We start from the raw sequence: 21,137 nt of genomic DNA, 5'->3' as shown, positions 1-21,137 counted from the left end.
GAGAGGGTGGGGACGCGCTGTTATCTCGTCGGTGGGAGGGGCTCCTCGGGGCCGGATGGATCGTGACCGGCGTCCTCCTCCGCGAAGATATCGGCCAGCAGGTCATCGATCTCGGTCGACAGATCTGACTCGTCGGAGGAGAAGAACGCCTCCGGATCGTCGAGATCCTCGGAATCCGGCAGGAGATCGGGGTGGGACCACAGGTAATCGCGCGAATCCTGGTCGCCCTTCTCGAGGGCAGCCTTCCAGAACGAGGCCGCCTCGCGCAGCTTCCTGGGTCGCAGTTCGAGGCCGACAAGGTTCCCGAACGTCATCTCTGCGGGACCGCCCGTGGCGCGTCGCCGGGTGAACATCTCCCGGAGCGCGGCGGCATGGGGGAGGTGCCCGACGGTGGCGAGATCCGTCACCTCGCACACCCAGCCCTCGATCAGCGCGAGGATCGTCTCGAGCTGGGTGAGGACAGCCTGCTGGGCCTCCGTCGGAACGGGAGTGAAGACGTCCGTCAGGTCGATCTCGGGCATGCCCTGCGACATGTCGATGCCGCGGATCTGTTCCTCCACCGCTGTCATGTCGATCGTGATGTCTCGAGCCCACGCCTCGATCGTGTCGAGGAGGTAGGCGCGCAGCCAGGCGGAGGATGCGAAGAGCCTCGCATGTGCCTGCTCCCTGACGGCGACATAGAGGAAGACTTCATCCACCGGGATTTCGAGATCCTCCGCGAAGTCGGCAATGTTGGCCGGGACGAGAGCGGTGGTCTGGCCTTCCACGAACGGCAAGCCGGTATCGGTCGAACCGAAGGACTGCTTCGCGAGCTGTGCGAAGGCCGCGCCGAACTGCATCCCCGTCATCGTCGACATCATCTGTTCCATGAAGGTGGATGCCTGCCCGCCCACCATGGCCTTCATCTCCTCCGGCATCTGCTCCATCTGCTCCTCCATGGCGCGCGTGAACGCGGCCGTGAGGTTCTTCGCGACAGGTTCGACCATGCGGCGGAACGTCGACTGCGCGTGTGCGAGCCAGTCGAGGCGAGTCCAGGCCTGGGCAGGGCCGCGAGATGCATCGAAGGAGGTGGCCAGGTTCAGCCAGAGGCTGGCCAGCTCAAGATTCGACTTCGCCCCCGCGACGTCCTCGTTCGTGAGCGTGTCGACGCCCTCCTGGGTGAGTGTCTGGCGTGCGACCTGCTCAGCGATCTGCCAGTTGACGGGACCTCCGGGGCCGCCGGACATCATGGTGCGGAGCTGGTTCATGAGCACGGACATGTCGGGCCCGGAGGGGCTCATGCGGGCCAGGGCGGACGGATCGAAGCCCTGCGCCTCCATCGAGGCGATCACCTCGTCGGCAGCCTCACCGAGCACGGCACGCAACATGTCTTTCCACTGATCGTCTCGCGGATTTGGTTCGTTCACGATTCACTCCTCGGTCGGCTGACCTCCAGGCTAATGGAGCGGCATGTGCGACGGCCAGTGTGCCAGCTGTAGGCGAAACTTCCTCCTGTGGTTTTTCCAGGAACTCGGTGCATGATGGTGCAGTGAGAAGCCGCGAAGATCTTGTGCCCACCCCGCCCCGAGTACTGCTGGCCGGTGTCGTCGCCATCGCTTTCGGTGCGCTCATGCTCTGGCAGACGTTCATGCCCACCACGTACCTCTACCAGAAGCCGGGGCCTGCGCTCTCGGTCACGGAGCTCGACGGTGCGCCCGTCATCGAGCTCACCAACACGGATGCTCCGACATTCCCCAGCGAGACGGACCTGCTGCTGACGACCGTGTCAACATTCGGCAATCCTGAGGAATCTGTTCTGGGAGCGGCGGCCGTCCAGGCCTTCCTCGACAACAACAAGAATCTCATCCCCATCAGGGCCCTCTACGACTCTGCCGTCACGACGGAGGAGGTCCGCTCCTCCAGCGCTGCGATGATGGCGGCGTCTCAGGTCGATGCGGTGCTGGCAGGCTACGGCGCGGCAGGAATCGACATCCCGGTCACCCTGACCGTGGTCGGGTTCGCGGAAGGCTCAGACGCGGATGGTCCGCTGCGGGCAGATGACGAGATCGTCGCTCTCCGCGAGGCGGGAGAGGATCCGTTCGAGCCTCGGACGTTCCCCGAGCTCCGCGAATACCTTGCCGGCATACCGGCAGGCACCGACCTGACGCTGACCGTGAACAGGGATGGTGCGGCCGTCGACGCGACGTTCGCAACGATCCCGGCGGAAGACGGGAGCTCTCTTCTCGGCATCTCCGTCATCTCCGAACCTGCGGCCGACGCGCCAGGTGCGGAGATTGCCCTCGAGAACATTGGCGGCCCCAGTGCCGGTCAGATGTTCGCCCTCGAGATCTACGACCAGCTGACGGAGGGCTCGATCGGGGGAGACAACACGATCGCAGGCACCGGCACCGTCTCATCGGATGGCGATATCGGCCCTATCGGCGGCATCGAACACAAGCTCGTCGGTGCCCGCAACGCGGGAGCCGACTACTTCCTCGCACCGGTCGAGAACTGCGACGAGGTGATCGGCAACGAGGTCGAGGGCCTGCAGATCATTGCTGTCGATACTCTCGATGATTCGCTTGCCGCCTTGGACGCGATCAAGGCAGGGGACACGGCCGACCTGCCCACGTGCGGGTAGCAGGCCGACCGCAGGGCCTGATCAGTCGAACGTCGCCTTCAGGGCTGCGACGAGGCCGGGGACAGCATCCGGGCTGCCGACCACCATGTCGTCCGCGTCGTGGGATCGGGTACGGACACAGCACCAGCTCTGCCCCTCCCTCATATACCCCACGGCCATGCGCACGTCTTCACGCTCCGGATGTTCGCTCAGGGCGACAAGGGCGCGCTGCGGATCCTTGGGCAGATCCTTCTCCGCGGAGGGCGGCACGATGATCCGTTCCGCGACGATCGCGGCGCCATCGACGCCCTCGGGCCACGCGAGTTGGGCGAGAAGCTCCTCGAGCGTGTTCGCCTGTGGCAAACCCTCCTGCTCGACGGAGAAGAGCGTATTCGGGTCGGTGATCGCGTTGACGGCGACGTCGACGGGCAGTTCGTCTGCGAGTTCGGGGGCGGTCTCCAGGGCGGGCAGAGCCCGCACGATTGCAAAGATTCTGATCGGAGCGTCCCATCCGTCAGTCGCGACGAACTTCTCGATCTCCGTCACCGCATCTTTCAGAGCGGCCATCCTGGGGTCAATATCCATGGGGACCATGGTGTCACATGAAAGTTATCGAAAGGGCTGGGAGGCTCCCAGATAGGTGCGATACGGTAGGGGAGTAAATCTTCCTTACCATGGAGAATCCTGTGACCACATCTTCTTTCCCGAACCGCCCGTGGAACACGGGCGGGGATTCTGGAACGACGACGAGGCCCGGGGGAGGTGCCGGTGGCGGGGGAGCATTCATTCCCACCGTCATCGTCCTGGGCGTCCTCCTCTTCCTCTTCGTTACGACCGCTAATGTGTGGACCGAGGTGCTGTGGTTCTCACAGATCGGCGCCGTCCGCGTGTTCTGGACCCAGTGGGGTGCCCAGATCGGAGTCGGCGCTGGCGCCGTGCTCCTGCTGGCCGCCGTGATCTGGCTGAACATGCGGATCGCCTACCCGTCCGGTGGTATCCCCGAGCCGGGGGCGATCCAGAACCGCAACCTCGATCCCTACCGCGATGGCATCCGCACCTACCGCAAGCTGGCCTTCTTCGGCCTCCCGCTCGTCTTCGGCCTCGTCTTCGGGGCGGGTGTGGGCACCCAATGGCGCACCATCCTCATGTTCCTCAACCGGGAGCCGTTCGGACAGACGGACCCCGAGTTCGGCCTCGACATCGGCTTCTTCGTGTTCACGCTGCCGATGCTCATGATGATCATCTCGTTCGTCATCCGTCTGCTCGTGGCCTCGTGGATCGTCGCCCTCGTCATGCACTACATGTACGGCGGAATCGATCCCTCCCAGAAGCCTCTCTACTTCTCGTCGAAGGCCCGCATCCATCTCGCCGTCCTCGGTGCGATCTCGTCCCTGACGGCGGCCGCATGGTTCTGGCTCTCTCGATACCAGCTCCTCATCGGCGAGAACGATCGCTTCTCCGGCGCCTCCTACACGGATGTTCAGGCGTCACTGCCCGCCCGAGAGATCATGACGGGCGTCTTCGTCATCATTGCCGCGATCTTCGTCTACGTCGCGATCAAGGGCAATGTGCGGCTCGCAGCCGCCGGTATCGGCGTCGCCCTCGTCGCACAGATCGTCGTCGGCACCGCATATCCCGCCCTGGTTCAGCAGTTCCAGGTCCAGCCGAACGCCGTCGAGCTCGAGTCGCCCTTTATCCAGCGCAACATCGATGCGACGCTCACGGCGTACGGACTCGATGATATCGACCCGATCACGTACAACGCCGAGACAGAGGCGACGGCGGGCCAGCTGCGGGAGGACTCCCAGTCCACGGCGCAGATCCGCCTGCTCGATCCGAGCATCGTGTCCCCAACATTCAACCAGCTGCAGCAGAACCGCCAGTACTATGGCTTCGCCCAGCAGCTCGCAGTCGACAAGTACGAGATCGATGGCGAAGATCGCGACACGGTCATTGCCGTTCGCGAACTCAACCTCGATGGTCTCGGCGCCGACCAGCGCACGTGGGTGAACGACCACACCGTGTACACACACGGCTATGGCGTCGTGGCCGCGTTCGGCAACACGGCCCAGGCAGACGGTAGGCCGGCATTCTTCCAGCAGGGTATTCCCTCCACGGGAGAGCTCGGCGAGTACGAGCCGCGAATCTACTTCGGCCAGAGCTCACCTGCGTACTCGATCGTCGGTGCACCCGAGGGCGTTGACCCGTGGGAGCTGGACTACCCGAACGATGATGCTCCCAACGGCCAGGTCAACAACACGTTCACGGGCGATGGTGGCCCGAAGATCGACAATTTCTGGGTGAAGCTGCTGTACGCGACGAAGTTCCGCGACCAGGAGATCTTCTTCTCGGACCGCGTCAACGACGAATCGCAGATCCTCTACGACCGTGACCCGCACACCCGTGTGGAGAAGGTCGCCCCCTACCTGACTCTCGACTCGAAGGCCTACCCGGCTGTCGTCGACATGGATGGGGACGAGGAGACCACGAAGGATCTCGTCTGGATCATCGACGGCTACACGACGACGAACCAGTACCCTTATTCGGCACGCGAGTCGCTCGAAGAGGCGACGACGACGACGAATGCGACGGGCCAGATCGTCGGCTACATTCCCGAGGAAGTGAACTACATCCGGAACTCGGTCAAGGCTGTCGTCAACGCCTACGACGGCTCCGTGACCCTCTACCGCTGGGATGAGAACGATCCGATCCTCAGTGCGTGGGACAAGATCTTCCCCGGACAGCTGACAGACATGTCGGAGATGTCAGGCGATCTCATGAGCCACGTCCGCTACCCGGAGGATCTCTTCAAGGTTCAGCGCCAGCTGCTCACCCGGTACCACGTGACGGATGCTGCGTCGTTCTACTCGGGCGGCGACTTCTGGAACATTCCGCCGGATCCGACAGCGGGCGACGGTGGGGCCGCAACGGCCCAGCCGCCGTACTACCAGACGCTGCAGATGCCGGGAACGGATGAGGCGACCTTCTCCCTCTCCACCTCGTTCATCCCAGGCGGCAACACCGACCGCAACGTGCTGACCGGCTTCCTTGCGGTCAACGCGGATGCCGGCAATGTGGCGGGCGAGCGAAACGAGGACTACGGCAAGCTCAGACTCCTCGAACTGCCGCGAGACCTGACCGTACCGGGCCCCGGCCAGGTCCAGAACAGGTTCAATGCCAATGCCGAAGTGTCGACAGAGCTGAACCTGCTCCGTCAGGGCGGCTCGACGGTGCTCTCCGGCAACCTGCTGACGCTGCCCGTGGGCGGCGGTCTGCTCTACGTGCAGCCCGTCTACGTCCAAGCATCGCAGGGCACGTCCTACCCGCTCCTGCAGTACGTCCTTGTCGCGTTCGGCGATCAGGTCGGCTTCGCGCCGACTCTCGACCAGGCACTCGACCAGGTCTTCGATGGGGACTCCGGTGTCGAAGCCGGTGACTCCGATGTCGATGCTGAGGAGCGCGAGGAGCTGGCTGAGGACGCGAAGGATAACGCTACCGAGGAGCCGACAGAGGAACCCTCTGAGGAACCGACGGATGACTCGACCTCCGCCCCTGTCATCGGATCTCCGCAGGATCGTCTCGACAACGCCCTGAGCCGCGCACAGCAGGCGCTGGAGGATTCCTCCGCCGCGATGGCAGACGGCGACTGGGCGGCGTATGGCGAAGCCCAGGACGCTCTCACCCAAGCACTGGAGGACGCTGTCGCGGCCCAACAGGAGCTCGACGGCAGCAACTAGGCCGATCATGGAAGGCGGCATTCCGGTGCCGCCTTCCATGTGAGGGGGCTAACGCGGATCCACCTTGAGAACTGGTGGACGGTTGGCCTAAGGTAGAGAAGTCGCCGCGGGGTGGAGCAGTTCGGTAGCTCGCCGGGCTCATAACCCGGAGGTCGTAGGTTCAAATCCTGCCCCCGCCACCAAGTAAGGCCCCTCACTCAGGTGAGGGGCCTTAGTTTTTTCCTTGGGTGACCATCGTGACTTAGGGGCGTACAGGACATGAGGGGCTTCGGACTGTTTTCCGTATCGTTTGGAGAACATCATGAGAGTTTCTTACACGCCAGCTCAACGCGAGTCCGCGATCGCAACATCGGCGTTTGGGATCGTACGCGCAATCATTATGCGGATGTGGTAGCTCATGGGCCTGTTTGAAGCGCGGCGACGGATAGGCCTGTGCGGTGTAGTCTGCTGAGCCCAGCGCGGAGCGGCGCGCAACGTGTTCTACCTCATCCCTCGAAAGAGTGTGTGACGCCGTGCAGACCATGCTCAGGGTGCTTGAACATTACCCGGATGTCGATGCCCTCGCTGTCATCGGATATCTCTGGCTGGTTTTTTGTGCCGCAGCCATCGCGGGTGCAGTAGTCCTCGTTGTCCGAGCCGTCGCCAGTGCGGATTTCTATGTCTACGCCTCGACCCCTACGAGCCCCGCGTACTTCCCCGTGCCGTCAAGCGCCGCTTAGAGCGTCTGGCGGCTCACCCCGAGGTCTTCTCGGGCCACCTTCGCCTATGAGACGCCGCCAGAGACGCGCTCGCGCGCCTCCGCGACCTGCTCAGAGGTGAGTTTCGGTCCGCGGTCGTACACACCGTTGCGCTTGGCGATATCGATGCCCTCCGCCTGGCGCTCGCGGATTGTAGCCCGTTCGAGCTGCGCGACCGCGGCGAGGATCGTCAACATGAACTAATCCTGCGGTGCGTCGGTGTTCAGCGCCGGGTTATCCACGAACTCGACGGCGACACCTTTCCGTCGGAGCTACTCGACCAGTAACAGTAGATCCGTCGTCGAGCGCGCGAGGCGATCAGGCGACTTCACTCGTACTGTGTCGCCGTCGCGGACATAGGTCAACATCTCGGTGAGCTGCTCACGGTCGGCGGTGTTCTTCCCAGAGACCTTCTCCGAAAAGAGCCGGTCGACGTCACCGATGGCTTCGAGTTGGCGCGCCTCGTTCTACTCGGACGCAGTCACGCGCGCGTAACCGAGGATCTGTCCCTTGTGTACGCTCATTTTTAGGCCCTTCGACGCTTACGTCTAATGACATTCGACATGCACGCTGCTGAACAGTCCTTGGTCCGTTTCTCACAGCGTCCACTCGGGTAGGCCCCGATGGACGCGATGGCTATACGCCGCCACGCGCCCTATGTCATCATTGCAAGCATGGAAGATTCTTCACTGGTCATGGTTGACGCCAATGCAAAAGGCATCCTGGGCGAGTATGAGCACGACTTCTCGATTGGATCGCATGATGAGTTTGTGATCCTTTATGGACCCAACGGCGTGGGAAAGACAAAGTTCCTGGAGATCATTCACGCTCTCAGTAGGTTGCTGGCCTTCCGCCTTGAGAAGCTGCCCTTTGATTCGGCTTGTTTGACGTATTCCGACGGGTCTCAGCTCTCTGTCGAGCGGCGCACAGATGAGGAGGAGCCGTCTGAAGTTTCAATAACGTTCACGCTTGCTAGGCCGGGAAATGACGATCTCGTCTGGGATTACATCGACGACGATGTTGTTGAGTTTGTTCGCAAGCATTCGCCTTACGAGCAACTCACAGAGGAGCTCTGGCAGGATCCTTCCAACGGAGAGATCCTCCACTTCGATGAGATTCGAGCTCTGTATGCACCTCGAATCAGGACGTTGAAGTCCGGCCAGAACACGGTTCCAGCCGAGTTGAAAGCTTTCGTCTCACGAGTACCAAGCTTCCTAATCGAGACGCAGCGTCTGCAAACTGATGAACGCAAGCGCCGTGATGAGCCACAGTGGTTCGCGAGATCTCGCGAAAGACGACAAGCTCGCTCCAGGATTTCCGAGCAGGCACAGCAGATTAGTTCTTTGCTGAATGACGCGCAAACGGAGCATTCTCGAATAACGCAACGTTTGGATAGGACGTTTCCGAACAGAGTCCTTCTAGCAGCCAGGCAAGAACGAGCCCTGGACGCGTCTGCAATTCGCGAGAGATATGACGTCCAAAATGATTTCCGCAGCAGGCTCGGAAGGGTCGCGTCGGTTTCCCTCGATGAAGAACTTTCCCTTCCGCCAGATGGAGAACTCGAATCATGGGCACTTGCCCTACTCGACCTCTACCTCGAGGATGCACACACGAAGCTGGAGCCCTTCAACGAACTACTCGACAAGATCGAACTTCTTGAGCAGATCATCAATGGCCGTCTCCTGAAGAAGGACCTGGCCGTCACTGATAAAGAAGGACTAGCTGTCGTACACTCCGAGACAGGTAGACGGATCCACCTCGAATCCCTGTCCTCTGGAGAGCAGCACGAGATCATCCTGATGATCGACTTGCTATTCCACGTCCCGAAGGGTGCGGTGGTGCTCATCGACGAACCCGAGATCTCGCTCCACGTTGCTTGGCAGCTAGCGTTCATTCCTGATGTCAGGAAGATCGCGGAGCTTGTCGGCTTTAGATTTATCGTTGCTACGCATTCACCTCAGATCATCAATGACGATTGGGACCGTGCAAAGCGCCTGGGTCCCAAGGAGGTGCCCTTCGAGTGAAGGAGTATCTTAACGAGAACACTCTCTTCAACACTGTGGCAATGTTTCTGGATGAGAGCGAGGACCTGTTACTCGTCTTAGAAGGTCCAGACGACCACTTACTGCTGAGGGAGTTCTGCACTCCTCAGCTCAACCTTATGACTGCGACGGGCGGACGAAGTCAAGTCCTCTCTACCGCGAAGCTCGCGAGTGACAGAGGACTATTTCGTGCCCGGTTCCTCGTCGACCAGGACTATGACCGTTTCAGTGGCTCAACATTAACGAACCTCAAAAACGTGTTCATAAGCGACCATCACGACTGCTTCCTCGACTTGATACATACGGACTCATCTCTTTTGCGAAGAGTCATTGACGTCCACTGCGATTCGACCAGGAGGCGAGATGATCTCGCCGTCACGATTCCCGAGCCCGAAATTATCGAACAGGAGGCTTTCGGTCTTGCTTCGATGCTTGCGGCAAGCAGAATCGTCGACGCGAGGCGCGAACTGTGTCTTGATTTCAAACGATTCCGCTTCGGTAGTCTCTTGGTCGATGAGTTCGATGTCGGCAAGATAGCTGAAATTGTGCTGACCCGATCGCAGTACGAAAACGATGACCGCGCCGAATTCGTGACTGATGCGATTTCAACGCACTCAGAAGTCGTGCAGATGCAGCACAGCCCGGTGGGTGATCACGACTTGTTCTCAGCTCTCGCCCGCGTAATGAAGCAGTATAACGTCCACGTCAGCGACGATATTTTACAGCGGAGTTACATTTTGAAAGTCACCTGTCTGGCTTTGAGTAAGACCGGATGGTATCAACGCATCCAACAGTGGTGCGAGAGCCACGGACGCACTGGGTTTACCTGCGAACCACAGTCATTCGCGGCATAGCCGCTCCGCGCGTGTCTTGGCTAACTGTCCTGTCTCACCACATCGTGGACACGCGATCTCATGACATCGTAGACACTTTCATCGGCTGCATTGCTGTGAAATTTGGGGATGACAAACGCTCTTCCTCCCCAGGCTCGGGCCGTGATCATTAATTACGATCCCACCCAGCCACACGCACTATCAGTGACAGAATTCTGCAAGTCGGTGAAGGCCTCACGCAGTGTGTTCTACAAGATTCGTGCCCGGGCAGCACGCGAGTCCGCTGCTACGCTACATCCACGGTCTCGGACCTCAAAAATACCGTCGCGCAAGTATGAGTAATCAACGTTCTGAGCAGCAGGCCCTGTTTCTCATAGCATTGATGAGAGTCACTGACCTATTCAGTAGAGCAGATAGTATGAAGGTGTGAAAACGACTGATCTCGCAAAGGTGCGCAATACACTCTGGGCGGCTGCTGATGAGCTGCGCGCAAATTCCAAACTAACTCCTGGCCAGTACCGCGATCCCGTGCTCGGATTGGTGTTTCTTGCCTATGCGGAGAACAGGTTCGAGACCATTCGAACCGAGGTTGAAGCAAAGGCTACGCCGCGCAACCCCGCGACGATATCTGACTACAAGGCAAAATCGGTGTTGTACGTCCCGGATGAGTCGCGCTTGTCGAACCTCGTCAATCTTCCTGAGGGGCAGGACGTTGGTAAGGCGACCGACGAAGCAATTAAAGCCATCGAGGTCGCCAATCCGGAACTGAAGGACATTCTTCCTCGCGGTTACCAGAAGCTTGAGCGATCCACACTGATCGAGCTACTTCGTCTCTTTGCACCGCTGCCAACGCAGCTCGAAGGCGATGCGTTCGGGTTCATCTACGAAGACTTCCTGTCGCACTTCGCTGCCCAAGAAGGCAAGGGTGGCGGAGAGTACTTCACGCCGTACTCTATAGTTCGACTCATCGTCGAGATCTTAGAACCGTTCCAGGGCCGCGTATTTGACCCTGCATGTGGCTCGGGTGGCATGTTTGTCCAATGTGCGAAGTTCGTCGAGCGCCATCACGAATCCGCTACTCGCAAGCTCTCGGTCTTCGGTCAGGAGAAAACCGAAGATACGGTCCCACTTGCCAAAATGAACCTTGCGCTGCATGGACTGTCAGGTGACATTCGCCAGGCAAACAGCTACTACGAAGACCCCCACAATGCTGTGGGTGCTTTCGACTACGTGATGGCAAACCCGCCATTCAATGTCGACAAGATCAAGAAGGATCAGCTCGCCGGTGATAAGCGGTTCCCGTTCGGTCTGCCAAAGACTGACAACGGCAATTTCCTTTGGATCCAGCAGTTCTATGCAGCCCTTTCGCCGAAAGGTCGTGCTGGCTTCGTCATGGCTAACTCGGCCGGCGATGCAGGCTACTCGGAAAAGGAGATCCGCAAACAGCTCGTCGAGTCCGGGGCCGTCGACGTCATGGTCGCGATTAGCTCCAATTTCTTCTACACCGTCACACTGCCGGTGACGCTGTGGTTCCTGGACAAGGCTAAGGTCGGCTCGCCGCGCGAGGATACCGTACTATTCTTAGACGCTCGGCACATCTTCCGCCAGATTGATCGGGCGCATCGTGACTTCACGGCAGACCAGATCGAGTTTTTGGCCAACATCGTGCGGCTCTACCGCGGCGAAGAGGTTGAGACCTCGGACGGCAGCGAGACCCTGTTGAAGGAGAATTTTCCCGACGGGCAGTATGTCGATGTCGGCGGTCTCTGCAAGGTCGCCACTCTTACCGAGATTGAAGCACAGGGGTGGAGCCTCAATCCCGGCCGATACACCGGCACCGCTCTCGTCGACGAGAGCGACGTCGACTTCATGGGCGACCTCGAAAGGTTACATGAGGAGTTCACCAAACTGAGCGACGAGGCCGACGTGCTTCGCGCGAAGGTGGATGCCGCGGTTCAAGGAATTCTTGGCGCATGAGCGAGTGGGCAAAGGTTGCTGTCCATGAGGTTGCGGACGTTTTCGACGGGCCACATGCAACTCCGCCAAAAACTGAGGACGGCCCTTACTACTTGAGTATTTCGTCGCTTAACAGCGGGCGGTTTGACCTATCGCGGTCGGCCCACCTTTCGAACGCGGACCTCCCGCGATGGACCAAGAGGGTGGCTCCGAGGCCGGGGGATACGCTGTTCTCCTACGAGACGCGCCTGGGCGAAGCCGCTTATTGGGAGTACGACATGCCGGCTGCGCTTGGTCGACGGATGGGTCTTTTGAGGCCGAAACTCGGAGTTGTCGAGCCACGTTATCTGCTTTACGCATACCTTGGCCCTCAGTTTCAAGAAGTAATTCGACAGAAGACCTTGTCAGGCGCGACAGTCGAGCGTATCTCCGTTGGTGACATGCCATCCTGGCCCATTTTACTTCCTTCACGTGACACCCAGGGAAAGATTCTCAACATTGTCGGCAGTGTGGACGACCTCATCGAGAACAATCGTCGTCGGGTTGAGATTCTGGAAGAGATGGCGCGGGCCATCTACCGTGAGTGGTTCGTGAAGTTCCGTTATCCCGGCTATGAGGACGTGCCGATGGTCGACTCGGAAGTCGGCCCAATTCCGGAGGGCTGGACGGTGGGTGTGATTGACAACCTTGTGCGCGTCGTAAGGGACACAATCATTCCTTCCACAATTGATCCCGCTACGCCAGCTGTGGGTCTTGAGCACATACCTAGAAGACGGTTGACACTCGATGACTGGAGCACCGCGACAGAGCAGGGCAGTCGCAAGACAGTTTTTATGAGTGGAGACTTGCTATTTGGAAAAATCCGGCCGTATTTTCACAAAGTCAGTTTGGCTCCCGTCGACGGAATCAGCTCAACGGACGCCATCGTTATCAGACCGAAAGTTGAACATTGGGGGCAATCGGTGATGGTTCTATCCAGTGACGAAATCATTGCACATGCAACGCAAACGTCCAATGGGACTAAGATGCCCCGAGCGGACTGGAAAGTGCTCGGACAGTGGCCCGTTGCTGTTCCACCGGAAGAATTGGCTATCCAATTCAGCGAACGGATGCGCGATCATTTGGGGCTGGCGAAGACACTCATGTTTGAGAACCGAAAATTGTCCGACTTACGCGACCTCCTTTTACCAAAGCTGGTTACCGGTCAGATCGACGTCTCATCGCTCGACTTGGATGCGTTGATTGCGGAGCAGGTGACGTAATGACACCCACGGGACCAGAGTACTTTTACGTTGAGAAGCCAAGCATCGACTTGTTGTCCAAGTTGGGTTGGACGCCTGTCGACGCGTATCAAGAGACGCTTGGCCCAAAGGGCAGTTTAGGGCGTGATTCCCAGAGAGACGTGGTGCTGGCTCATAGGCTTCGGGTGGCGATGCGCGAGTTAAACCCAGCGCATGTACCGGACGCCTCGATCAGCGAGGCGATCGAGGTTATTGCCAAGGACCGCTCGGTCATGGACCGGGTGCGCGCTAACCGTGAGTTCCACGACTTACTGCGTGACGGCTACCGGGCCGAGTGGATGGACGGCCTCGGTGAGAAGCAGATTGAGACCCTCCGCTACGTTGACTTCACTGATCCGTTGAACAATGAACTCTTGGCTGTTCAGCAATTGTGGGTCAAGGGAAATTTGCACAATCGTCGATTGGATCTCGCGTTATTCGTCAATGGAATTCCGTTGGTTCTCATGGAGTTCAAAGAACCGAACGAATCGGTTAAGACGGCATATGACTCCAATCTGACCGACTATCGCGACACCATTCCGCAGCTGTTTGTACCTAACTGCTTTGTGCTGCTATCTAATGGCAGTGAAGCCAAGGTGGGGTCAACTTATTCTCCGTGGGAGTTCTTCAATGACTGGAAGGTCATCGACGCTCACGGCGCCCGTGGAGCGATTGCGTTAGAAACAGCGCTTCGCGGAACGTGTGAGCCAGCGGTACTGCTGGACCTTGTGGAGAACTTCGTTGCGTACATGGAGCGACCAGGCGGCCTCGTCAAGGTCATTGCGCGCTCGCACCAGTACCTTGGTGTCAACGCTGCGATCGAGAACCTGCACCGGGCGCGTGCTGAGCAAGACAAGCGCCTGGGTGTCTTCTGGCACACTCAAGGGTCGGGCAAGTCGCTGTCGATGTTGTGGTTTACGCAGAAGGTCTTGCGTCAAATTCCTGGCAAGTGGACCTTTGTCATGGTGACCGACCGTGCCGAGCTTGATACTCAGCTGCATGGTGAGTTTGCCGACGCAGGAGCGATTTCTCCAGAAGCAAGAGTTCATGCCGAAACCGGTGCGCACCTTCGTGATCTGCTCGCCGCTGATCATCGGTATGTGTTCACGTTGATCCAGAAGTTTCAGCCGTCTAAAGCGCTGGGGGAGCGGCAGATGCCGGTCCTGTCTTCACGATCAGACGTCATCGTCATCACCGACGAGGCGCACCGCAGTCAATATGACACGCTTGTGTTGAATATGCGCGCGGCACTGCCGAACGCGTCGATGATGGGCTTTACGGGAACACCTCTGATCACCGGCGAAGAGCAAGCGACCCGAGAACAGTTCGGCGACTACGTCAGCATCTACAACTTCAAGGATGCGATCGATGACGGTGCGACAGTCCCGCTTTATTACGAGAACCGCATTCCCGAGCTACAACTGATAAACGAGAACTTCTCTGAGGACCTCAACCAGCTACTCGAAGACGCGGAAATTGACGAGGAAGCTGAGGGGCAGCTCGCGCGCGCCTTCGGTACGCAGTACACGTTGTTGACGCGTCCTGAGCGTTTGAAGACCATTGCGAAGGACTTGGTTGCTCACTTCGTAGGTCGTGGCTTCAGCGGCAAAGCAATGTATGTCGGCTTGGACAAGGCTGCCGCGGTACGAATGTACAACCTTGTCCAAGAAACTTGGGTTGAATACCTGGCTGAGATCAGGGCCGAACACGATGCCCTTCCCGAGCTCGAACGACCCTGGTTGGCCTCCCGTATTGAGCTTATGGAGTCCACCGACATGGCAGTGGTCGTCTCTCAAAGTCAAAATGAGCTGAAAATACTCGATGATTTGGGTCTCGACATCAGGCCGCATCGCGAGAGGATGAACCGTGAAGACCTTGCCGAAAAATTCAAAGACTCCAAGGTCCCACTCCGTCTAGTCTTTGTTTGCGCGATGTGGATGACTGGCTTTGACGCCCCGAGTGTCTCGACGGTCTATCTTGATCGGCCGATGCGTAACCACACACTGATGCAGACCATCGCGCGCGCCAACCGCGTGTTCCCCGAGAAGGACAATGGTCTGATCGTTGACTACGTGGGTGTCTTCCGCAATTTGGAAAAGGCACTGGCGATTTACGGAGCGGTCGAGGCGGGCACATCACCAATTGAGATCATCGATGAGTTAGCTCGCGAACTGGACATCGCTATGGTTGAGGTGTTCACTTTCTGCTCCGTTGTAGGCGTTGACCTGGCCGCAATGCGCGATGCCGAAGGATTCGACCACATCGCAAAGCGTGACGCCGCTGTTGAAGCGCTCCTGGTCGATGCAGAAACACGTATGGAATTCCAGCAGCGGGCACGGCAAGTGCGGAAGCTTTTCAAAGCACTCCTACCAGACCCTAAAGCGGCAGCTCAGCAACGTAGTGTCGCCGCTGTGCGGGTTCTCGCAGAACGCATCGCAGAAGTTACCCGCCCACCGGGAATTGACGTCAGCGCGGTGGCAGATGCCGTGGACGCTCTGCTAGATCGGTCTGTCGGCGCTGAGGAATACGTGATCCGGGCTGCTACTGAAGGCTCCAAGCCTGACCCGCTGATCGACTTGTCGCAGATCGACTTCGAAGGCTTGGCTGCCAAGTTCGCTGGACGTAAGCGGGCAGAAACGGATCGACTGGCGCAGTTATTGCGCCAGCAAGCTATTGCTTCAGCTACTCGCAACCCAACCCGCTACGAGTTGGTGGAGCGAATCGAGAAGCTGATTGACGCATACAATGCAGGCAGTTTGAACATCGACGAGTACCTGCGCCGGCTCATCGAACTCTCCAAGAATCTGTCCGCTGAAGAGGAACGGGCAGTCCGTGAGGGGCTGTCCGAAGAAGAGCTAGCTGTTTTCGACCTGCTGACTCAACCGGATCCCGTCCTGACAGACGAGGAAAGAGAAACAGTCAAAGCAAGCGCAAAAATGCTCCTTCAACGACTACACGAGAAACTCGTTCAAGATTGGCGTCGCAAGATCGACGTGATGAATGATGTCGACAGCACCATCCGACAAGTACTGGACCAAGAGCTACCGGTGGATCCCTACACGCCAGAGCTTTTCACTTCCAAAGTGGAGCAGGTCTTTGAGCACGTGCTGACTACATATGGGGATAACGGTGAGAGTGCGTACAGCACAAACATCGACATTCCGTGGACTGTACCGTCCTCTGACTTCGACGACGGCCCGTTCGATGTCGACAGAATCGCTGATGATGTGATTGCGCGCATGTACGTTGATCCTGACTTTGCGGCGCATGTCGCAGCGCAACTGAAGTACCACTGACCCACGAGATTACGCCGGCTCCACATCGAGAAGTCACCTGCACGCCTCAGTCCGTTTCTGCCTGGGTGCAGGTCGATCTCGTCAGAGCGAGACGCTTCGGATCAGTGAACTGTCCTGGGTGTGGTGGAGATTCTGATGTGCCCTGCAACCAGACACTGCCCCCGCCACCAAGTAAGGCCCCTCACTCAGTTGAGGGGCCTTAGTTTTCCCTGGGTAACCATGTCGAGTCGACCGCGTCCACAAGGTTTGGGTGCGATGGTTCTGGAGGATGTGCAACGACCGCTGTTCGCGTTCTTTGGCGGCTTTGGTCACGTCTCGTAGAATCCTTGCAATACCGGGGGAAAGTGCACGTCAGAGGCCTGTTTCTATCAGGCTTTCGGCGAGCCTTGACCCCCTCCCTTCTTCTCTGATTCAATTTCAGCAAGTGCCCGTTTGTGCCGTGTGCCACGGGCTCACTGATCGGCACGATGACGTGCCGCGAACGGAGACAAAGTGAATCACGTCGTAGATCCCGAGAGCGTGGGAATGTCCAGTGCCTACCTGGAGAACATCGACAGGCTCGTCGACAGCCACATGAGCGAGAACGCCTACCAGGGAATGGTCGTCCTCGTCGCAAGGCACGGCAAGATCTGTTACCACAAGGCGTTCGGCAAGGCAGATGAGAATGTTCCCATGAAGACGGACAGCATCTTCCGCCTCGCGTCGATGTCGAAAGTGCCGACCGCTGTGGCCGTCATGCAGCTGTGGGATCGGGGCCTGATCTCGCTGGCAGATCCCATCTCCAAATACATTCCAGCATTTGCCGACGTCAAGGTGGCCGAGCTCGATAACTGGGGCGTCGTCAAGCTCGTCCCGCCCAAGCGCGAGATCACGATCCATCACCTGCTGTCCATGACAGCCGGGATGACGAACACCTGGTGGTACGACCTGTTCACCCCGCCCAACTACCGCGTCGTGCCGAAGCTTTACGCCGAGGCGGGCCTCATGGACGACCTCAACGCACCGCCGATCACGCTCGAAAGCAACATCGAGAAGCTGGCGGGCCTTCCCCTTATGTCCCACCCGGGTGAGGCCTTCGACTATTCGAACAACAGCGTCGACACCCTGTGCCGCCTCGTCGAGGTGGTGTCGGGGATGGACTTCGACACCTACCTGCGTACGAATATCTTCGAGCCGCTCGGCATGAACGAGACATGGTTCTTCCCGCCGCAGGAGACGTGGGATCGGATCGCAGCCGTCTACTGGGCGGGACGAGACGAGAAGCAGCAGGGCACGTCCCCCCTGGGCCTCGGCAACCTCGGACCCGACTACACATTCAGCGAGCACAAGACGTACTTCAGCGGTGCCGGCGGTCTACACGGCACGGCAGAGGACTATTTCAAGTTCGCCCAGATGCTCCTCAACAAGGGTGAGCTGGACGGTGTCCGCATCGTCAGCCGTGCCGCAGTCGAACAGATGACGAGCAACCAGATCGGGGACCTCACGAACTGGCAGCTCACGCAGAACAAGTGGGGCTACCAGCTGGACCTGCAAGACGACGTCAACGCTCCGGAGGGATCGATCCACTACCTCGGAGGAAAGGGAGCCTACAGCTGGCAGGGCTTCTTCAGCACGAAGTTCGTCAACAATCCCGAACGCGACACGGTGATCCTGACCCTGACCACGCCGGGCTTCGATGGGGCGCTGCCCCACAACCTGCGCATCATCGCCGCAGCGAACGCGGCCGTTATCGACTGATAGCAGTTATCGACCAATAGCGATCGTCCCTGCAATCGAGTATTGATTGCAGGGACGTCTGCTGTTCGATGATCGCCGGGTCAGGGACGCCGAGGAGCGCAAGCCTGCCGCGATATTGGGCAGTGCAGCCCTCCGGGCCGTTTCTATCGATCCGGTGCGTCTGATGCTGCGTCGTCTCCACGTGTCCGGGGAAACCCTGCCGACCAGAGCGCCCCGGCAACGAGGACGGGCTGGAAGAAGAGACGGGCGAAACGCTTCGTGTCCGTGTCGAGCCCGAAGGCGTCGACGCCATCGACATATTGGGCGATATTCCCGGGGAAGATCGCGATGAAGAAGAGCGCGAGAGCGATGCTCGACCATTTCCGGTGGCGTGGGAAGAGGAGCATCGCCGCACCGAGCAGGATCTCGACCACTCCGGAGGCAGCGACCACGAACGCGTCGTCGATCGGCATCCAACCCGGGACTTGTGCGTTGAATTCCTCCCGCGCGAACGTGAGGTGGGCGATCCCGGCGAAGAGGACGAAGAGGCCAAGTGCGGTGCCGACGTAGAAGCGTGAACGTTCACGGGAGTTCATGAGGAAGCTTTCATCGGTGATGCTCCTCGGGTTGGAGCATCACCCTAGAACTTGATCGAGACGACCGGTGGTCCCTCGAGGGATTCGGAGCCACCCTCGGGTTCCATGGTGAAGCCGAGTTCCGCCCCGTCTGGGATGGGAAGGGAATCGACGGCGGGATTGGCCGGATCGATCAGACCCATGGGCTCTGCCCCGTCAGCGCTCAGCAGCCACATCTGCATGTCCTGGCCGTCCGGGATCGCGACGTTCGAGGTCTGGACGCGCACGAGGCCCTCGTTGACGGATGCCATGACGGTGATCTTCGCGTTCTCATCGCCGGGCAGGGATGCTTCGGCGATCGACAGGTCGTCGGCCAGCATGAGCCGGTTCAAGTCGGCAGATTCTGACTGGACGGCTGTGACCTGTTCGCGGAGCTCGCTCTGTTCGTTCATGAGGCCGACGATCACGACTCCGACACCGATCGAGGCCGCGACGCCGACGCCGGCAAGGGCGAAAGCGGTCCGCTTCCATCTCGTGGTCTCCCGCCGCACCTCGTCGAGTGACACGACGCCGGGGACGAAACCTGTGGGATGAGAGGGAGTGGGTTCGGGATGGTCAAAGCGGGGGCGGGTGTCAAGGCGGGGGAGTTCGTCGGGGATCGCGAGGATCCTTTCAGAGATATCTTGAGAGGGGGCTTCCGGAAGGTCGCTGATCGCGAGGAATGCGGACGTGTCGGCATAATCCGAGACGAGCGCCGCGAACTGGGCGTCAGTCGCTTCGAGATCGCGTGCGTATGCTTCTTCAGCCGGATCGAGGCCGCCGAAGACGAGGCCGGCTGCCAGCTGATCGTTGTCGTTCATCGCGCTCCCTCCATGTCCTCGCGTAGCTTCCGCAATCCTTCCCGAATCCTTGTCTTCACGGTTCCCAACGGTATCCCGGTTCTTTCTGCTGCTTGCTGCTGTGTGAGACCTTCGTAGTAGACCAAGGCAAGCACCCGGCCCTGCTCTTCAGGCAGTGTGCGCAGTGCGGTGGCTGCGCGGGCTGATTCGATGCGGGTCTCGACCTCGGCCTCGACGTAGCTGTGGCGGTGGGCCGGCTCGTGGAGGTTGACTTCGCGGATCCCCTGGGAGGTGTCCCTGTTTCGCTGCGATTCGACCGAGCGGACGCAGTCGATGGCGCGGCGCCGGGCAAGGGTGACGAGCCAGGCATGGCCGGAGCCTCGCGCATGATCGAACGTGTGGGCGTTCGTCCACACGTACGTGAAGCACTCATGGAGAACTTCCTCTGCTAGATCTCGGTCTCTGACGACTCGGAGGATGACGGCGAGGAGCATGGCGCCGGTGGACCTGTACAGCTCGTTGAAGGCAGCTCGGTCGCCGCCCGCTATCTGGGTAATGAGTGGCCCTGCGTCATTCCCTCGATAGTGGTCAGGGGAGCCGGGTGGGGCTCCCTCCGCCGGGTCGTAACATGTCATAGCTTTAGAGTGCCATGCGGACAGGGCTATCTCCATCATTTCCGGGTAAGCCAATGGTGGGCGGCGCGTGCGCACCGCCCACCAGAGGTTTTAGGGGATCAACGGGCCTTAGGGGAGAAGGACGGCGTCGATCATGTAGACGGTCGCGTTCGAGGTTGCGACGTTGCCGCACACGAGGCCAGCATCGTTGAACATCATGTCGTCGCCCATGCCGGTCACGGTCACGATCTCGCCGTTGACGGTCTCGTGCTCTCCGACGATCTCGTCGGGTCCGAGCTTGCCGGGGATGACATGGTAGGTGAGGACGCCGGTCAGGAGGTCTGCGTCAGCGACAACAGCGTTGAGGTCCTCCTCGGGGAGAGCCGCGAAGGCGTCGTTGATGGGGGCGAGTACCGTGAACTCGCCGCCGTTCAGAGTCTCGACAAGGTTGACGTCGGCGTTGAGCTCGCCGGCAACGGCTGCCTTGAGGGTCTGGAGCTCGGGGTTGGCGATGGCGGCATCGACAACGGTGCCTTCAGCCATTCCTTCGACGGAGGCAGGGCCGGTCGGGTTGGCCTCGACATACGCCGCACATCCGGGGCCGAACGGAGCATCTGCAGAGACCATCTCATCGGTGGTCTCCTCCTCCATCTCCTCCTCTGTCTCCATCTCATCCGTGGTCTCGTCCATGGCTTCCGTTGTCTCTTCAACGGCTGCGGTCGTATCCTCGGTCTCTTCAGTGTCGTCGGAGCAAGCCGCCAGCGTGAGAACGGACAGCGCTGCCACGCTGAGAACTGCTGAGCTGCGGGTGCGAAGTGAGCGGTTCATGGGGAACTCCTTGTAAGTCGATTGGTATGAACAACACGGCCAATAAGACATCCTGATCGGTATGCCTTCGAGGCCTTATGCCGAA

15 protein-coding genes, 1 tRNA gene and 2 pseudogenes are annotated in these 21,137 nt (G+C 59.5%); 11 read left to right on the top strand and 7 right to left on the bottom strand.

All coding sequences use genetic code 11. The features are described from left to right. Positions 1-20 precede the first annotated feature (20 nt). Positions 21-1,406: a zinc-dependent metalloprotease gene (locus H2O75_RS08405; protein ID WP_182170790.1), complete on the bottom strand. Its 1,386-nt coding sequence runs from the start codon at positions 1,404-1,406 to the stop codon at positions 21-23. Positions 1,407-1,528: 122 nt separating this feature from the next. On the opposite strand from H2O75_RS08405, the gene H2O75_RS08400 reads away from it, so the two are divergent. Then, positions 1,529-2,620 (top strand): YlbL family protein, encoded by a 1,092-nt coding sequence (locus tag H2O75_RS08400; protein WP_182170787.1) that lies wholly within the window; start codon positions 1,529-1,531, stop codon positions 2,618-2,620. Positions 2,621-2,641: 21 nt separating this feature from the next. Here the strand turns inward: H2O75_RS08400 and H2O75_RS08395 are convergent, their stop codons facing one another. Further along, positions 2,642-3,184, bottom strand: a complete 543-nt coding sequence (locus H2O75_RS08395) for a PPA1309 family protein (protein WP_240161768.1) — start codon at positions 3,182-3,184, stop codon at positions 2,642-2,644. A gap of 101 nt (positions 3,185-3,285) precedes the next feature. Between H2O75_RS08395 and H2O75_RS08390 the strand changes: the two genes are divergently transcribed. The 3 genes from H2O75_RS08390 (at position 3,286) to H2O75_RS08380 (ending at position 7,055) form a co-directional block, all read left to right on the top strand. Beyond that, the gene (locus H2O75_RS08390) at positions 3,286-6,336 is read left to right on the top strand and encodes a UPF0182 family membrane protein (RefSeq protein ID WP_259365233.1); all 3,051 of its coding nucleotides are present in this window, start codon (positions 3,286-3,288) and stop codon (positions 6,334-6,336) included. A 105-nt stretch (positions 6,337-6,441) separates the two neighbouring features. Then, positions 6,442-6,518 (top strand) — tRNA-Met (locus H2O75_RS08385). A gap of 348 nt (positions 6,519-6,866) precedes the next feature. Next, positions 6,867-7,055, top strand: coding sequence for a hypothetical protein (locus H2O75_RS08380; RefSeq protein ID WP_182170778.1), 189 nt, complete (start codon positions 6,867-6,869; stop codon positions 7,053-7,055). A 44-nt stretch (positions 7,056-7,099) separates the two neighbouring features. On the opposite strand, the pseudogene H2O75_RS08375 reads toward H2O75_RS08380, so the two are convergent. Next, positions 7,100-7,516: pseudogene (locus H2O75_RS08375) on the bottom strand (recombinase family protein). Between the two features lie 231 nt (positions 7,517-7,747). On the opposite strand from H2O75_RS08375, the gene H2O75_RS08370 reads away from it, so the two are divergent. From H2O75_RS08370 to H2O75_RS08345, 7 genes and pseudogenes are all read left to right on the top strand, one after another. After that, positions 7,748-9,097 carry an AAA family ATPase gene (locus tag H2O75_RS08370; protein ID WP_220462720.1) on the top strand — a complete coding sequence of 450 codons (1,350 nt, stop codon included), beginning with the start codon at positions 7,748-7,750 and terminating at the stop codon, positions 9,095-9,097. Then, positions 9,094-9,969, top strand: a complete 876-nt coding sequence (locus tag H2O75_RS08365; protein WP_182170774.1) for a hypothetical protein — start codon at positions 9,094-9,096, stop codon at positions 9,967-9,969. Before H2O75_RS08370 ends, H2O75_RS08365 begins: the two co-directional genes overlap by 4 nt. 108 nt (positions 9,970-10,077) lie before the next feature. Next, a pseudogene (locus H2O75_RS10920) lies at positions 10,078-10,284 on the top strand (IS481-like element ISAar27 family transposase); the annotation flags it as partial. Between the two features lie 90 nt (positions 10,285-10,374). Then, entirely contained in the window at positions 10,375-11,925 is a 1,551-nt protein-coding gene (locus H2O75_RS08360) for a class I SAM-dependent DNA methyltransferase (protein ID WP_182170772.1), read from the top strand. Continuing rightward, entirely contained in the window at positions 11,922-13,166 is a 1,245-nt protein-coding gene (locus tag H2O75_RS08355; RefSeq protein WP_182170770.1) for a restriction endonuclease subunit S, read from the top strand. Before H2O75_RS08360 ends, H2O75_RS08355 begins: the two co-directional genes overlap by 4 nt. Then, entirely contained in the window at positions 13,166-16,480 is a 3,315-nt protein-coding gene (locus tag H2O75_RS08350) for a type I restriction endonuclease subunit R (RefSeq protein WP_182170768.1), read from the top strand. Before H2O75_RS08355 ends, H2O75_RS08350 begins: the two co-directional genes overlap by 1 nt. A gap of 492 nt (positions 16,481-16,972) precedes the next feature. Continuing rightward, positions 16,973-18,217, top strand: coding sequence for a serine hydrolase domain-containing protein (locus H2O75_RS08345; RefSeq protein WP_204736314.1), 1,245 nt, complete (start codon positions 16,973-16,975; stop codon positions 18,215-18,217). Between the two features lie 143 nt (positions 18,218-18,360). Here H2O75_RS08345 and H2O75_RS08340 read toward each other — a convergent pair whose 3' ends face one another. The 4 genes from H2O75_RS08340 to H2O75_RS08325 form a co-directional block, all read right to left on the bottom strand. Next, positions 18,361-18,792: a DoxX family protein gene (locus tag H2O75_RS08340; RefSeq protein WP_182170766.1), complete on the bottom strand. Its 432-nt coding sequence runs from the start codon at positions 18,790-18,792 to the stop codon at positions 18,361-18,363. Between the two features lie 44 nt (positions 18,793-18,836). Then, positions 18,837-19,631, bottom strand: a complete 795-nt coding sequence (locus H2O75_RS08335) for an anti-sigma factor (RefSeq protein WP_182170763.1) — start codon at positions 19,629-19,631, stop codon at positions 18,837-18,839. Then, entirely contained in the window at positions 19,628-20,245 is a 618-nt protein-coding gene (locus H2O75_RS08330; protein WP_182170760.1) for a sigma-70 family RNA polymerase sigma factor, read from the bottom strand. Before H2O75_RS08330 ends, H2O75_RS08335 begins: the two co-directional genes overlap by 4 nt. A gap of 108 nt (positions 20,246-20,353) precedes the next feature. Then, positions 20,354-21,052 carry a fasciclin domain-containing protein gene (locus tag H2O75_RS08325; RefSeq protein ID WP_182170757.1) on the bottom strand — a complete coding sequence of 233 codons (699 nt, stop codon included), beginning with the start codon at positions 21,050-21,052 and terminating at the stop codon, positions 20,354-20,356. Between the last annotated feature and the right edge of the window lie 85 nt (positions 21,053-21,137).

Origin of the sequence: Flaviflexus equikiangi (genome assembly GCF_014069875.1) — a bacterium.
Classification (GTDB): Bacteria; Actinomycetota; Actinomycetes; order Actinomycetales; family Actinomycetaceae; genus Flaviflexus; species Flaviflexus equikiangi.
Note: the sequence above shows the minus strand (reverse complement) of the source record. Positions and strands in the feature narration are given on the sequence as shown.

Coding starts and splice junctions, on each gene's coding strand:
- H2O75_RS08325 (WP_182170757.1), bottom strand. CDS start 21,052: ATGAACCGCTCACTTCGCACCCGCAGCTCAGCAGTTCTCAGCGTGGCA.
- H2O75_RS08350 (WP_182170768.1), top strand. CDS start 13,166: ATGACACCCACGGGACCAGAGTACTTTTACGTTGAGAAGCCAAGCATC.
- H2O75_RS08370 (WP_220462720.1), top strand. CDS start 7,748: ATGGAAGATTCTTCACTGGTCATGGTTGACGCCAATGCAAAAGGCATC.
- H2O75_RS08395 (WP_240161768.1), bottom strand. CDS start 3,184: ATGGATATTGACCCCAGGATGGCCGCTCTGAAAGATGCGGTGACGGAG.
- H2O75_RS08335 (WP_182170763.1), bottom strand. CDS start 19,631: ATGAACGACAACGATCAGCTGGCAGCCGGCCTCGTCTTCGGCGGCCTC.
- H2O75_RS08340 (WP_182170766.1), bottom strand. CDS start 18,792: ATGAACTCCCGTGAACGTTCACGCTTCTACGTCGGCACCGCACTTGGC.
- H2O75_RS08330 (WP_182170760.1), bottom strand. CDS start 20,245: ATGACATGTTACGACCCGGCGGAGGGAGCCCCACCCGGCTCCCCTGAC.
- H2O75_RS08355 (WP_182170770.1), top strand. CDS start 11,922: ATGAGCGAGTGGGCAAAGGTTGCTGTCCATGAGGTTGCGGACGTTTTC.